The following is a 13,860-nucleotide window of genomic DNA, read 5'->3' as shown; positions in this document are numbered from 1 at the left end:
AATTATTCGGTTGTAATTATAAATTGTCAACCTAAATATAAAATATATGATTAAAAATTATTGGAATCAAGGCGGAAAACAAAAAACAATAGTTATCATTTTAGGGCTAATTGTATTTGGTTTGTTATTCTTTTTAAGGGATGATTATCAGCCATTATTACTATTTTTCCGTAAGTATATTTTTGTAATTCTAATAAGTGCAATTGTTCTGTTTTTTGGATTGCGTAAATTTCGTAACTCTGCTTCAACAGGAACTAGATTAGGTGTTTTAGGATTACTTTTAGCCTTTTTTGGTTTGTTATATGCTGCTGGTTGGCATTTTCAGTTGTATGATTACATGCGTACATACAATGTATTTAATGACTTAAATAAAATTGAAGTTGATGAGTTACCATTAACGCAAAACGAACGTATCCAACCTTTACGTAACATTTTTTCTATGGCTAATGAAAGTGTAGGAGAAACCAAAGATGTATCGTTACCACATTTAGTACGTATTGATGATCAAAATAAATGGACTATGGCTATTCAACCAACCGAAAAATACGTTTGGCAAGGGATAAGCGATAATACAGAAGAAGTTTTTTCGGTATCAAGTACAACACCTTTTCCTAGATTTTCTAACGAAAACCGAATATCAGCAACATTCTCTATTGGTGAATCATTAAAATTTAGCCGAAACACATACAATGCAGTTGTGCAACGTTTTAATCCTTGGATGTTATTTAATTACGAGCCAAGTGATACTTTTTACATGAAAAACGATTCTGGTCAATGGGTTGAAGTTGTAAGTTTAATTAAATGGAAAGGTTTTTTCTTTCCTTATCCAACTTTTGGTGGTGTTATGGTAATAGATAATGGTGCACACGATTTTAACGATTATATAGAGCGTGTAACTATCGGTAAAGGGACTTTTATAGCGCCTGACCAAATGAAAAATCATCCTTATTTGACGCGTCAAAATACTTTGTCAGAAAAAGTATCTCGTTTGCAAGCCGAATCTTTAAAGTTTTTAGGTGGTTTTAGCGATCCATTACCTTGGAATATGGAAACAGCAGTAAAAATTCCAAACCTTCCTGATGATCAAAACCAGCAACCATTTGTTACAGATTTTGATTTTTCAGATTCAAAGTCAGATGCCTATAGTGGTCTATACCATTGGTTTGGTTTAGAACCAGTAGGAGAGGAGCGTACCAGTTTAACGTTTAGTGTTTTTGTACCTGCAGATGGAACAAATAGGCTATATTATTATGATCATGCATCAAAAAAACAAGGGTATGCAGGTGTATCTGCAATGCCTTTAAAAGTTATTGAATCTAGAAAAGAATACGATTGGTCAGTAAATAAACCAGTAGAATTTAGACCATATATAAAAAATATTGCAGGTCGCAAACGCATGTTTTTTCTAGGTACAATTTCATCTATAAAAGAAGAAGGTTCACAATTTGATGGAAGTGCTACGCCTGATTTAGCTTTAATAGATAGCGAATACAGAGATGTAGTTTGGATTGATGCTAAACACCCAAGTCAATGGGAAAAATCTGTTTACGAGCAATTAAACGAAGCTTGGAGATCTAGTGAAGGTATAGAAGAGTTTTATTTTGACGAAGACAAAGCAACCGAAGCTATTGTTAAAGATTTAAACGATCAATATATGGTTATTGATAGTACAACAACATTGCCTAATGCTACTAAAACCGAATCTTTAGAAGCATTACAACGTAAATATGATTCTATTTTAAAAGAAAAAGAAGCTAGTAAAATTGAAAGTCTAAAACGTAAAATAGACTCGTTAGAAGGTCTTTAATTTAAACGTTTAAATCGTATTCCATTTTAATGTCTGCACGTTGGTAAGGCGAGTCCGCTTCAAGCACAACCTCTTCAAAACCAAATTTGCGATATAAATAAATAGCGTTTTCTAGTTTTGTACTAGAATATAATAGTAACTTTTTAAAGTTTTGCTGTTTTGCAAAAGCAATACAATGGGTTAGTAGTTGTTGACCTATTTTAAATCCTCTATAGTCAGGAGCAACACTCATTTTTGTAAGTTCAAAACCAGGCTCATTTTTTAAAGGCATAAAAGCATAAGTTCCAATAATGTTATGGTTTAATAAACCAAAAAATATAAAACCACCTTTATCAATAATATATTTTTGAGGTTGACTTAATACAGCTCTATCATAATCCTCAATTATAAAATAACGCTCTAACCATTCTATGTTTAAATCGTAAAATTGTTGAGATAATTTTGGGTCAAAAGGAATGATTTTAATTGTGCTATCAATCATTTTTAATTTAAAATTTTAATAGAAAAAAACAATAATGCTATTGAAATAACAGAAATAAAAAAGGTCAAATTAAATATAGATTTATCAGCTACATTTTTTCTTACCAAATCCACAATCATCCACAACGGAATACCAATGCATATTATTAACAATGGTATTGCCATAACTTGAGACAAGCTGTTAAACCAGTTAATAGTAACTTGATTTATATGTAAAAACAAAGGCGTTATAATTAGTACAAATACAATAACCGTAAGTACTAATCTTAAATATTCTAATTGTAATTTAGTCATTTTTTTTGTCGTTTGAGCGTATAAAGTCCGTAATTAAATAGCTAATTAATTTACCTATTTGCGGTCCATTTTTCTTTTTGCCTATAGCTTCGCAAATATGGAAATAATTGGCGTTACTATGTGAAGCAAAATGATGTAAAAATTGTCTTGTTTTTTCAACCGAAAAACCACTTGGTGTTTGTGCACTACTACTAATATTTAAAATGGCATCACAATCAATTTCTATCCCAAAATTAGTTTTTCCAACGTGTTTTGTAGCTTGTTTAAGCGCTTTTTTAAATTTTAACTCTTGTCGTACAGCAATAGCTTCGTAGGTATTATAATCTAAATGTTTATTGTTATTAAATTGACTAAATATAGATGCTGACGTATAGTTTTCGTGTAACCCAAAAGCATAATATCGTTTTAAAAAACCTTCAGCGTAAGCGTAACTAAAGCCATTACCACTGTGTCTGCCTTCTAAAGCTCTAAAATCTGTATGTGCATCAAGATTAATACTATTTATTGGTCGCTTTAAAGCCAAGCTAGTCCCTTTAATCATTCCATAAGCGTTATTGTGTCCTCCACCAATAGCTATTGGTATTTTACCAGCATTAACAATGGTCGAGACCAAATCAACCACATGTTTATCTATTTGAGCTACTAATTTTCTAGCTCTAATGATTTGCTTTGGATTGTCTTGTTTTAATTTGGTAACTTCTTTTTGTTCTTCCGTAAAATCTAAATGTCCTAAAACTAATACTTTACTAGCCTCATTAAAAACATTGTTTTGTGTGTTTAACAAAATTTTAATTACATGCTTCCAGGTATTGCAAGCTCCTGATTTTCCGTGGTTTGCAAAAACGCCAACATCCTCAGGTAATCCAAATAAAACATACTTAACGTCTAAACTTTTAAGTGTGTCGTATATATTGGAAACACTAGTTAATTTAATGGTTTGTTGACCAAATTTAGTTTCGCCAGAACGCGCATTAATTAAGTGGTCTGAAAAGGAATTATTAAATAAAATTAACTTATTCATTTACTTTTTATGTAGATTTGAAAAAATAAAATTACGTTTTTATTATTACAACAATAATAAGATTTTAAAATTAATGTTTAACTCATAAATTAAAAGATTATGGCAAATAACACAGCAAGTACAGGTTTAAAAGTAGCCTTAGGAATCGCTTTAGCATTATTTATTGGTACAGGAATTTACACTTCTACTTTGTACAAAGAAAAAAAACAAAATGAGCAGCAGTTAACACAAGAAAAAAACGATGTGTTAACAGACTTGAACACTATGGCAGCAAAATATGACGTTGCTTTAAGTGAAACTCAAGTAACAAACCAAAATTTAGTTGAAGCTAGAGATCGTATTCAAGATTTAATAGATTCTTTAAAAGTTTCTGAAACTAACGTAAGAAATTTAGGTCGTTATTACAATAAATATAATGCACTTAAAACTGAAATGGATGCGCTTTTAACTGAAAATGATAGATTGAAAGTTGAAAACATGCAGTTAGCTACAACATTAGATAGTACTAATGTTAGATATGAAGAAAGCAGAATGTTTAATGACTCTTTACTTATTCAAAATACTGCTTTAGCTGATGTTGTTGAAAAGGCTGCAGTACTTAATGCTGTTAACTTAAAAGGTTTTGGAGTTATACAACGTAATAATGGTAAGTTAATACCTACTGAAAGAGCGAAACGTAGTGATAAAATTAGAGTATGTTTTACTGTTACTAAAAACAGATTAGTACTGTCTGGTGATAAAGAGTTTTACGTTCAAGTTATTGATCCTAGTAGTAATATTTTAGGAGCTGATGAACAAGTTAAATTTGGAGAACAAGTACTAAATTATAGTCTTATTAGTAAGTTTAATTATGAAAACGGAAACCTAGATATTTGTGAGTTTATAGATGCTAAAGAAGATGAAAAATTTGAGTCAGGACTTTATCAAATCAATGTTTTTAATGCAAATGAATTAATATCAAGTACAGAATTTTCCCTTAAATAGTTACTTGCTTAACATTAATTAACAAATCCATTAAAACCTGAAAGTGTTAAGCTTTCAGGTTTTTTTATACTCTATAGATTACTTTAGAAGACAATTATAATTTCTATTTCCATCTAAATAGCTTAAATAATAGTCCCATTAATAATAACTTGATCTATATGGTTATCCCCAAAGGCATAAGGTAAATAGTGATATCCTGAAATAGGTTTAGTTATAATTATGTTTGCTTTTTTGCCTTTAGTAATACTTCCGTATTGCTTAGATATTCCCATTGCATAAGCACCATTTAATGTTGCTGCGTTTATAGCTTCTTCAGGTGTTAATTTCATTTTAATACAAGCAGTACTTACAACAAAATTCATATTTCCAGAAGGCGTAGAGCCAGGATTATAATCTGTAGCTAAAGCTAGAGGTAAACCAGCGTCAATAAGTTGTCTTCCTGGTGTATATGGAATACTTAAAAAATAGGAACAAGAAGGTAAAGCTACTGGCATTGTATTGCTATCTTTTAAAACTTTTATGTCTTCAGTGTTTAATTCTTCTAAATGATCTACACTAATAGCTCCATATTTTACAGCTAATGCAACACCACCAAAAGCGTTAAATTGATTAACATGTATTTTAGGAATTAAATTATATTTTAAACCAGCTTCTAATATTTGTGCAGTATCGTTTAAATCAAAATACCCTTTTTCGCAAAAGACATCAATATATTGTGCTAAGTTTTCTTTTGCTATTTGTGGTAGCATATCATTAATAATTTGATCTAAATAACCTTGTTTATTTGTTTTAAATTCAAGAGGTAATGCATGAGCACCTAAAAACGTAGCTTTTACTTTTACAGGAAAATCTTTTTTTATTCTCTTAATTACTCGTAACATTTTAAGTTCTGCATCTGGTGTTAAGCCATAACCAGATTTAATCTCAATAGCTCCTGTGCCTAAATGCATTACGTCTTTAACACGTTGTATAGATTGGTTATATAAATCATCTTCAGTTGTGTTTTGAAGGGTTTTGGCACTATTGACAATACCACCACCACGATTTGCAATATCTTCATAACTTAAACCGTTAATACGATCTACAAATTCTTGAGATCTATCTCCAGCATAAACTATATGAGTATGGGAGTCACACCATGTTGGTAATACCACTTTATTTGTAGCATCAATCGTTTTATCGGCCTTTACATTGCTTACGTCTATCATAGATCCAAAATCCACAATTGTATCATCTTCAATTAATAAGTAGGCGTTAGTTATGGATGGTAATTCTTTCATTTGACTTCCAGAAACTTTTAAAGTATTTTCGTCTCTAACTTGTAGTAATTCCTTGATGTTTTTTATTAAAATTGTCATGTAAAGTGTTTCGGTTTTATTTTTAAATATAGATAAATAACATAGTATTGAACGATTTTAGTTAGTTTACTTATTGTTGCTCTTTATTTGCGATACATCGAAAAGATAAATCTTAAATAAATAAAAGGTATACATTTATCTGTGTGTAAATTAAAATTATGGTAGCAGAAAAGCAAACATCTTATGAAGATATATATGCTTATATGTGTTCTTTTTATAAAATGTCTATCCAATCGTTTGATTTGATCTTTAATTGTTCAGTCTTTAAAGCATTACCTGCTGGCACTATATTAGATGATTCTGGAGATATACCTGACAAAATTTATTTAATAGTTAAAGGGGTTATGCGTTCTTATGTTAGATTAGAAAGTGGTAAGGAGGTAACAAAGTCTTTATTTACACCAATGACAATAATTGCGTCTTTTGAGGCATTATTAAATAAGATACCTTCTGAAAGCACTTATGAATGTCTGACTGATAGCGAAATCTACGTATTGGATTTTACTAAATTTAAAGAATTATATAAGTCTAATACTGAAATATTGGGTTTTTATGCTAAATTTTTAGAAGCTTTAGTCTGTGAGAAAGATAAAAAGTATATTGAAGTATTAACAATGAATGCTACTGAACGTTATTTAAATCTAAGAAAAATAATTCCTAATATCGATAACTTAATTCCTCAGTATCAAATCGCTAAATTTTTGAGTATTACTCCTGTTCAATTAAGTAGAGTAAGAGGTAAACTTTAGTTTTATTAACATATGTTAATGTGTGTTATTTAGAATTGTTATAAATTTGAGTGGTTATTTATCCATCCCTATTATTTTTTTATTTAATAACTAACTAAACTAAAAAACCGATAAAGCTTACTTATCGGTTTTTTAAATTTATAAAAGGTTATAAGTGCTTACTTTAAGCTTCCTACCATCTCTTCAGGTTTTACCCATTCGTCATATTCTTCAGCAGTTACATAACCTAAATTAACAGCTTCAACTTTTAGAGTTGTTCCGTTTTTATGAGCAGTATTAGCTATTTCTGCTGCTTTATAGTATCCTATTTTAGTATTTAATGCTGTAACTAGCATTAATGAGTTGTTTAAAAGTTCTTTAATTACTTCGTGATTTGGTTCTATACCTGCAGCACAATTAACATCAAAACTTACACAAGCATCACCAATTAACTGCGCAGATTGTAAGATGTTTGCAGCCATCATTGGTTTAAAGACGTTAAGCTCGTAATGTCCTTGTGTACCACCAACGCTTATAGCAACATCGTTACCCATAACCTGAGCACAAACCATTGTTAATGCTTCACATTGTGTAGGGTTAACTTTTCCTGGCATAATTGAACTTCCTGGCTCATTAGCAGGAATGATGATTTCTCCAATACCTGATCTTGGTCCAGAAGCCATCATACGTATATCATTAGCAATTTTGTTTAAAGAGACAGCTAATTGTTTTAAAGCACCATGACTTTCAACAATAGCATCGTGTGCAGCTAAAGCTTCAAATTTATTAGGAGCTGTAATAAATGGTTGTCCTGTAAATTCAGCTATATATTCTGCAACACGTTTAGAATATCCTTTTGGAGTATTTAGACCTGTACCAACAGCAGTTCCACCTAAAGCTATTTCGCTTAAATGTGGTAGAGTGTTTTCTAAGGCTTTAAGTCCATGCTCTAACTGAGAAACATATCCAGAAAACTCTTGTCCTAAAGTTAATGGTGTAGCATCCATTAAATGTGTACGACCAATTTTTACTACATTTTTAAAAGTTTCAGATTTTTTCTTTAAAGTATCACGTAATTGCTTAACACCAGGAATAGTGTTTTTTACAATTTTTGTGTAAGCAGCAATGTGCATTCCTGTTGGAAAAGTATCGTTTGATGATTGTGATTTATTTACATCATCATTAGGTTGTATTGTTTTATCACCTTCACCAATAGTTTTTCCAGCTAATTGGTGTGCTCTGTTAGCAATAACCTCATTTACATTCATGTTAGACTGAGTTCCTGAACCTGTTTGCCAGATTACTAACGGAAACTGATCATCATGTTCTCCATTTAAGATTTCATCACAAACTGTTGCAATTAAATCTCTTTTTTCAATAGGTAAAACTCCAAGTTCACAGTTGGTATAAGCAGCAGCTTTTTTTAGGTAAGCAAATCCGTAAACCACTTCAAGTGGCATTGATGCAACGTTTCCTATTTTAAAATTATTTCTAGAACGTTCCGTTTGTGCTCCCCAAAGCTTGTCAGCAGGCACTTTAACTTCGCCCATGGTGTCTTTTTCTATTCTATATTCCATCTTGATAATTGATTAAATTATGATTGTAAAATTACAAAATTTTGTGGTTTTAAATTAACACATTTCTACAATAAAAATTAAAAATTAAAGAATATTATTAGTTATTAGTTTCTGCTCAAAAAAAGCTCATTAATTATCGTTAATTCATTTTTAAAAAGATTAAGATATAATAAAAATCAGTTATCTTTATACTCTAAAATGAAGCTATTTTTACAATACTAATGTTTGTATCAAATTCTGTTAAAAATATAAAATATTACCTTATAGCATTAGTGATTTTAATTATTGGTGCTGTATTGTTGAATAGATTATTAAGTGAAAACAATCAACTAGAACAACAAAAAATTGAAGCTGAATTAAAAAAAGCTCATACAGAGGCTATTAATAATGCTAAATCCGGAATACAGGTGTATGCTACTTTAGTCTCTTCAATAAAAAGTTACACTAAAAATTCAGAAACGTTTCCTTCTGAAAAAAATCTTCAAATATATTTAAAAGATTTATTAGGAAACGTAAAGTTTGATGATTCCATACTAGTGAATTATATTGACAAAGACCACGTATTTAAATACGTTGTTACTCCTAATCAAATAGATCCTCAAAAACTAAAAGGAACATCTGGAAAATCTTTTTTATCTCCTGAAAGAACGATTGAGCTAGAGCAACACATGTTGGATGATAAGATTAGATTGTTTACTCCAATTAATTTGCGTGAAGGTTGGACAGGTTTCCCATTTAACTTTTCAGCTAGAAATAATAAAAATGAAATATTAGGTTATTTTTCTCCAGTAATTAATGTCAAGTATCTATTAGATTTTTTTTACACTCATAATCAAGAAAAAATATTTCTTCATAAATTTATAATTAAAGATAGTTTTGATCTTACACGAGAAGGTTATTATAACGACACTAAAATTTATTCTGAACTTAAAGATGAAGAATATTATAAAAACTATAACATAAATGATTCAGATTATATTTATTCTTCAATCGATTTATTTGGTCTAGAACTTAAAGTCGGGAGTGCCTTTAAAATAAAACCACAAACTAGTATTAAAAATAATTGCTTAGCTTTTGGTTGGTATGCCATATTATCTATTTTAGTACTATTATCTTTGAGTCAATATTTGAAAAATAGACGTTTAAATCAAACTTTAAAGGAGGTTAACAATTTGGTTGTTCAAAAAAATGATGAATTAGAAATTAATTTAAGCAAAATTCAAACCTTAATTAAAGAGATACATCATCGTATAAAAAATAACATGCAAATGGTTGCAGGTATCTTATTAATGCAAGAAAATGAATATGAAGATGAAAACATTAAACAAGCATTAAAAGACAGTCAAAATAGAATACGCTCTATGTCTTTGGTACATGAAAAACTATATGGAAATGTAACTTTAAAAGATGTGAAAACCAAAGAATACGTTGAGCAATTATTAGAATATGTTGAAGATACCGTAAAAAATAAATCAATGCATTTACTTAAAGAAATAAATATTGATGATGGTTTGTTTTTTGATGCTGAAACAGCGTCAGACCTTGGTTTAATTTTAAACGAACTAGTAACAAACTCGTTTAAATACAGCTTTAAAGATAATGTAAAAAATAAATTAAGTATTACAATTATTGATAATAGACCTAATTTTAAATTAATCTATAAAGATTATGGAGAAGGCTTATCTGATGATTTTAATTATAAAACCTCAGACTCATTAGGGATGGAATTAATTAATATTTTAACTGAACAATTACAAGGTAAGTTAGAATATAAAAAGTTACCTGAAAGCACTTTTATAATTAATTTTAAACCTCATGAAAAAAGTTTTCATAGTTAATAGTTATAAAGTTTATTAATAATACCATTAATAAATTTTTACTTTATATTGTATTAAAAATAAGATTACTTTATATTTGCAATAATAATAAACACGAAACTAAACACAGTATGTTCGAATTTGACCAATATTTAGGCTTTTTAGCATTTTTAACTATCTTAACCATAGGATTTTGGTTAATGATATTTTTAATAACATTTGTAGTTCCTTATTGGATTGGAGGAAGTTTAATTGAACGTTTAAACGAGATTAAAGAAGAAAAAAAGGCTAAGCGCAATGCTTAATTTTTAAAATATAAATAGTTTTATTTAGTTTAGACTCAATAAAATTCAATTTTAAAAAAAAGGAAATCAATTTTGATTTCCTTTTTTTTTATCATCTATATTTAAAATAACAGGACTTTGGATATAAAAAAAGCTGCTAGAATTTCTAGCAGCTTTTTATTATGGTATTAATATATTATCCCTCAAATTCATCACCACCACCATCACCATAGTTTCCACGTTGAGTACGCTTCTTTTTCTGGTTAAATCTGTATGTAAATGAAAGATTAAAACTACGTTCTCTCCATTGAAATTCGCTGTCGCTAATATAAGTTGGAGTAGTAGTGGTTTGTTGTCTTTTACGGCTATTAAATAAGTCACTAACATTAAATGCTAATGAAGCTCTTTCGTTAAATAAGTCTTTACTAAATGCCATAGATGTTGTGAAAATACCTTCATTATCGTTTTGAGCATCTTGACTTGAACCTCTGTAAAATAAATTTGTTTGCCAATCTATACTAGCAGGTAAAGTAAATTTATTACTTAATCTAGCAAACCAACTTGTGTTTTTATTATCAAGTGACAATCCGTTAGGAGTAGTACCTTCTACTTCAGACTGGAAAAAATTAAAGTTAGTATTTATTCTCCATTTTCTTGATGGGTTATAAGTTAAAGTAAATTCGGCACCAACTCTGTCTTCAGTTGCTAAATTAATAGGAGAACGTTGTATAACGTTAACCTCTTGTCCAGAAATTGTAACGACTTCACCTGTGTCAAAACTTATAAAATTAAAACCATCTGTTGCATGCGAGTAGTAAGTAGAGGCGTTAAATGTAAACTTACCAAAACGTCTTAAATATCCTAAATCGAATTGTCCAGAGTAACTTGGATCTAATTCAGGATTACCTCTAAATACGCTTGTTAAGCTTGAAAAAGAAGGAAAAGGATTGATAAAACGAGAGCGTGGTCTACGTAAACGTCTAGCATAACCTAATGTTACATTTTCTCTGTCACTAATTTCATAACTTAAATTTACTGTTGGGAATAATCCAGTGTAATTACGTTTACTAAAATCTCCACTTGTTGGTTGATCAATAGTTAATCTTGTATTTTCTAACCTTAAACCTAAAAGGTATGAAAAGTTACCAATTTTACTACCAAATTGAGAATATACAGCAATTAAATCCTCACCGTAGTTAAATAAATTAGATTGTGTATTGTCAAGCTCTAAAGTGCCTTCATCATTTACAGATTGCACAATAAAATCTGTAGATTGAGTGTTAAAATTACCTCTAAATCCGGCTTCAAATTGAGAGTTTTCTCCAATTGGAAGTACGTAGTCTGTCTGTAGTAAGATACGTTCTTGTTCTTCAAAACTAGAAATATCATTAGATATTACGTTATCTGAAAGAATGATTGAATTTTCATTTTCATTATTTTCTTCATATTGAAAATCAAAAGTCAAAGTATGACCACTATCATTAAAATTCTTATTGAAGTTTAATGAATATTGTATGGTTTTATCATCTTCTAGTTCAGGATCTATACGAACATTTGTAGAAGTGTTTCCTAAGGCGTCTGTTTGTAAAGTTGTGTTAGTTGTGTTTCTTTCGTTATCACTATCTCTGTATAAGAAAGATGTCGTTAAAGAAGCAGAATCATTAACATACCATTCTACACCAAAATTAGTGTTTAAACCTTTTCTAATACGCTCATAATCTCTAGTTTCTTCAGTATAAGTATCTGGATCATCAGAGATTAAATTTCCGTCGTCATCAAATTCTGTATTTAAATATTGCGTGTAAGCGTATGAATTACCTGGTGATTCTCTGTAACTATAACCAGTAGTATTAAAAATATTAATATTTCCTGTTCTATAGTTTATGTTTCCTGATATTCCTGCAGCAGGATTGTAACCTACGTTTGTGGTTATGGCTCCATTTAAACCTTGTAATTTACTTCTTTTTAGTATAATGTTTAATATACCAGCTGTACCTTCTGATTCATACCTAGCAGATGGAGAAGTAATAACTTCAACTCTTTCAATAGATTCTGCAGGTAATTGTCTTAAGGCATCTGTAGAACTTAAACCAACCAAACCAGATGGTTTTCCATTAATTAATATGCGTACGTTATCATTACCACGTAAAGCCACAGTACCTTCAACATCAACTGAAACCGATGGGACATTATCTAATACATCACTTACAGTTCCACCACGTACAGTTAAATCTTTACCAACGTTGTATATTTTTTTATCTAATCTTATCTCAACAGTAGTTTTTTCAGCAACAATTTCTATTTCGTCTAATGTTTCAGCATCAATTGCTAAATATTGAGTTGGTAATGTTTGATTAGAGTTTATAGATTTATTATTTAATACTTCGGTTTTAAAGCCAATGTATTCAAAACTTACAGTATAATTACCTGTTTTTACTTCAACTGAATAATTACCGTTAGCATCTGTAATTCCTCCTGATACATCATTAGGTGATGAAATACTTTTGAATACTACTGTTGCATATTCTAGAGGTGCGTTTGTGTCTTTTTCAAGAATCTTTCCTTTAATAGTTACTGATTTTTGATTTGCATTTTGCGCAAAAGAAAAATTAGCGCATAGTAGCAGTAAGCAAAAGGAAATAATATTTTTAGTCATAGATTTTGGTTTGTCAATATGACTACAAAAGTACTTTAAGGTTTAAGCGTGTTTGGTTAAAGCTTTGTTAAATAAAAAAGCACAAATCATAAAGTGGAGTTCTGTTTTGGTTTGATATTAAAAATGCGTTTAGCAGGTTTGCCAACGACTGCTTTTCCTCCGTTTATTACAATTGGACGTTCTATAATGTCTTGATATTCAATCATTATGTCAATCAAGCTGTCGTCGTTAAATTGTTGACCTTCATCTACAAGAGGTTTAAAGTTTTCAATCCATACTTTATTGTCTTTTCTGATTAGCTCATCTGGTTTAACATTTAATAGATTTATAATTTTAATTAGTTTTGGTTTATCTAGAGGTCTATCTTGGTATTTTATGACTTCATGATCATGTTTTGAGGTTTCTAAAATTTCAAGGCAAGCGTTTGAGTCTGACGACTCAGGGTTGTGATATATTATTATCATTAGTTTAGTGAGGGAGTTTGATTGTGCTGAAATAATCGTTAATAAACTATAATATTGTTTTTATCAGTTCTGTAGGTCTACCAATAACAGCTAAATTTTTATTGGTAACAATAGGTCTTTCAATTAGTTTAGGATGGGCTTGTAAAGCCTCAATAATTTGATTGTCTGTTAGGGTTTTGTTTTTGTAGTTGTCTTTCCAAATGGCTTCGTTTTTTCTAACTAGTTCAATTGGCTTAATATTAAGAGCAGTAATTATCTCTCTAATTTCTTTTATAGATAATGGATTGTCAAGATACTTGATGATTTCAAACTCTTGGTTTGTGTCTTCTAATAACTGTAAACCTTGTCTAGATTTACTGCATCTTGGATTGTGGTAAATTTTTATCATTG

The 13,860-nt window shown here is 29.7% G+C and carries 13 protein-coding genes; 5 read left to right on the top strand and 8 right to left on the bottom strand.

Features of this window, described 5'->3' with window-relative positions; translation table 11 throughout:
* Positions 1 to 46: 46 nt before the first annotated feature.
* Entirely contained in the window at positions 47 to 1,807 is a 1,761-nt protein-coding gene (locus ITB9_RS03340) for a hypothetical protein (protein ID WP_054851139.1), read from the top strand.
* 1 nt (position 1,808) lies between these two features.
* Here ITB9_RS03340 and ITB9_RS03335 read toward each other — a convergent pair whose 3' ends face one another.
* Genes ITB9_RS03335 through ITB9_RS03325 form a run of 3 tightly spaced genes read right to left on the bottom strand, consistent with a single transcriptional unit; the run spans position 1,809 to position 3,602 of the window.
* Entirely contained in the window at positions 1,809 to 2,288 is a 480-nt protein-coding gene (locus ITB9_RS03335; protein WP_054851138.1) for a GNAT family N-acetyltransferase, read from the bottom strand.
* 2 nt (positions 2,289 to 2,290) lie between these two features.
* Positions 2,291 to 2,581 carry a hypothetical protein gene (locus ITB9_RS03330; protein WP_054851137.1) on the bottom strand — a complete coding sequence of 97 codons (291 nt, stop codon included), beginning with the start codon at positions 2,579 to 2,581 and terminating at the stop codon, positions 2,291 to 2,293.
* Positions 2,574 to 3,602 (bottom strand): formimidoylglutamase, encoded by a 1,029-nt coding sequence (locus ITB9_RS03325; protein ID WP_054851136.1) that lies wholly within the window; start codon positions 3,600 to 3,602, stop codon positions 2,574 to 2,576. The genes ITB9_RS03330 and ITB9_RS03325 overlap by 8 nt, the downstream gene beginning before the upstream one ends.
* 99 nt (positions 3,603 to 3,701) lie before the next feature.
* On the opposite strand from ITB9_RS03325, the gene ITB9_RS03320 reads away from it, so the two are divergent.
* On the top strand, positions 3,702 to 4,586 hold the full coding sequence (locus tag ITB9_RS03320; protein ID WP_054851135.1) for a hypothetical protein: 885 nt from the start codon (positions 3,702 to 3,704) through the stop codon (positions 4,584 to 4,586).
* A gap of 122 nt (positions 4,587 to 4,708) precedes the next feature.
* Here the strand turns inward: ITB9_RS03320 and hutI are convergent, their stop codons facing one another.
* Positions 4,709 to 5,944 carry an imidazolonepropionase gene (hutI, locus tag ITB9_RS03315; protein ID WP_054851134.1) on the bottom strand — a complete coding sequence of 412 codons (1,236 nt, stop codon included), beginning with the start codon at positions 5,942 to 5,944 and terminating at the stop codon, positions 4,709 to 4,711.
* Positions 5,945 to 6,165: 221 nt separating this feature from the next.
* Between hutI and ITB9_RS03310 the strand changes: the two genes are divergently transcribed.
* A complete protein-coding gene (locus ITB9_RS03310) occupies positions 6,166 to 6,693 on the top strand; it encodes a Crp/Fnr family transcriptional regulator (RefSeq protein WP_187294249.1) in 528 nt (175 codons plus the stop codon).
* A gap of 158 nt (positions 6,694 to 6,851) precedes the next feature.
* On the opposite strand, the gene fumC is transcribed toward ITB9_RS03310, so the two are convergent.
* On the bottom strand, positions 6,852 to 8,249 hold the full coding sequence (gene fumC / locus ITB9_RS03305; protein ID WP_028290861.1) for a class II fumarate hydratase: 1,398 nt from the start codon (positions 8,247 to 8,249) through the stop codon (positions 6,852 to 6,854).
* A 221-nt stretch (positions 8,250 to 8,470) separates the two neighbouring features.
* Here fumC and ITB9_RS03300 point away from each other — a divergent pair, with 221 nt between their 5' ends.
* Positions 8,471 to 10,087, top strand: coding sequence for a sensor histidine kinase (locus tag ITB9_RS03300; protein WP_054851132.1), 1,617 nt, complete (start codon positions 8,471 to 8,473; stop codon positions 10,085 to 10,087).
* Positions 10,088 to 10,197: 110 nt separating this feature from the next.
* Positions 10,198 to 10,371: a hypothetical protein gene (locus tag ITB9_RS15560; RefSeq protein WP_162874834.1), complete on the top strand. Its 174-nt coding sequence runs from the start codon at positions 10,198 to 10,200 to the stop codon at positions 10,369 to 10,371.
* Positions 10,372 to 10,546: 175 nt separating this feature from the next.
* On the opposite strand, the gene ITB9_RS03295 is transcribed toward ITB9_RS15560, so the two are convergent.
* From ITB9_RS03295 to arsC, 3 genes are all read right to left on the bottom strand, one after another.
* Complete coding sequence (locus ITB9_RS03295) at positions 10,547 to 13,006, bottom strand: outer membrane beta-barrel family protein (RefSeq protein WP_054851131.1); 2,460 nt, start codon at positions 13,004 to 13,006, stop codon at positions 10,547 to 10,549.
* Positions 13,007 to 13,092: 86 nt separating this feature from the next.
* A complete protein-coding gene (locus ITB9_RS03290) occupies positions 13,093 to 13,470 on the bottom strand; it encodes an ArsC/Spx/MgsR family protein (protein WP_028290858.1) in 378 nt (125 codons plus the stop codon).
* A 46-nt stretch (positions 13,471 to 13,516) separates the two neighbouring features.
* Positions 13,517 to 13,858 (bottom strand): arsenate reductase (glutaredoxin), encoded by a 342-nt coding sequence (arsC, locus tag ITB9_RS03285; protein ID WP_054851130.1) that lies wholly within the window; start codon positions 13,856 to 13,858, stop codon positions 13,517 to 13,519.
* Positions 13,859 to 13,860: the final 2 nt, after the last annotated feature.

It is taken from the genome of Olleya sp. ITB9, from assembly GCF_001315805.1.
Taxonomy (GTDB): Bacteria; Bacteroidota; Bacteroidia; order Flavobacteriales; family Flavobacteriaceae; genus Olleya; species Olleya sediminilitoris.
This window is presented reverse-complemented; position numbering and strand designations above follow the sequence as displayed.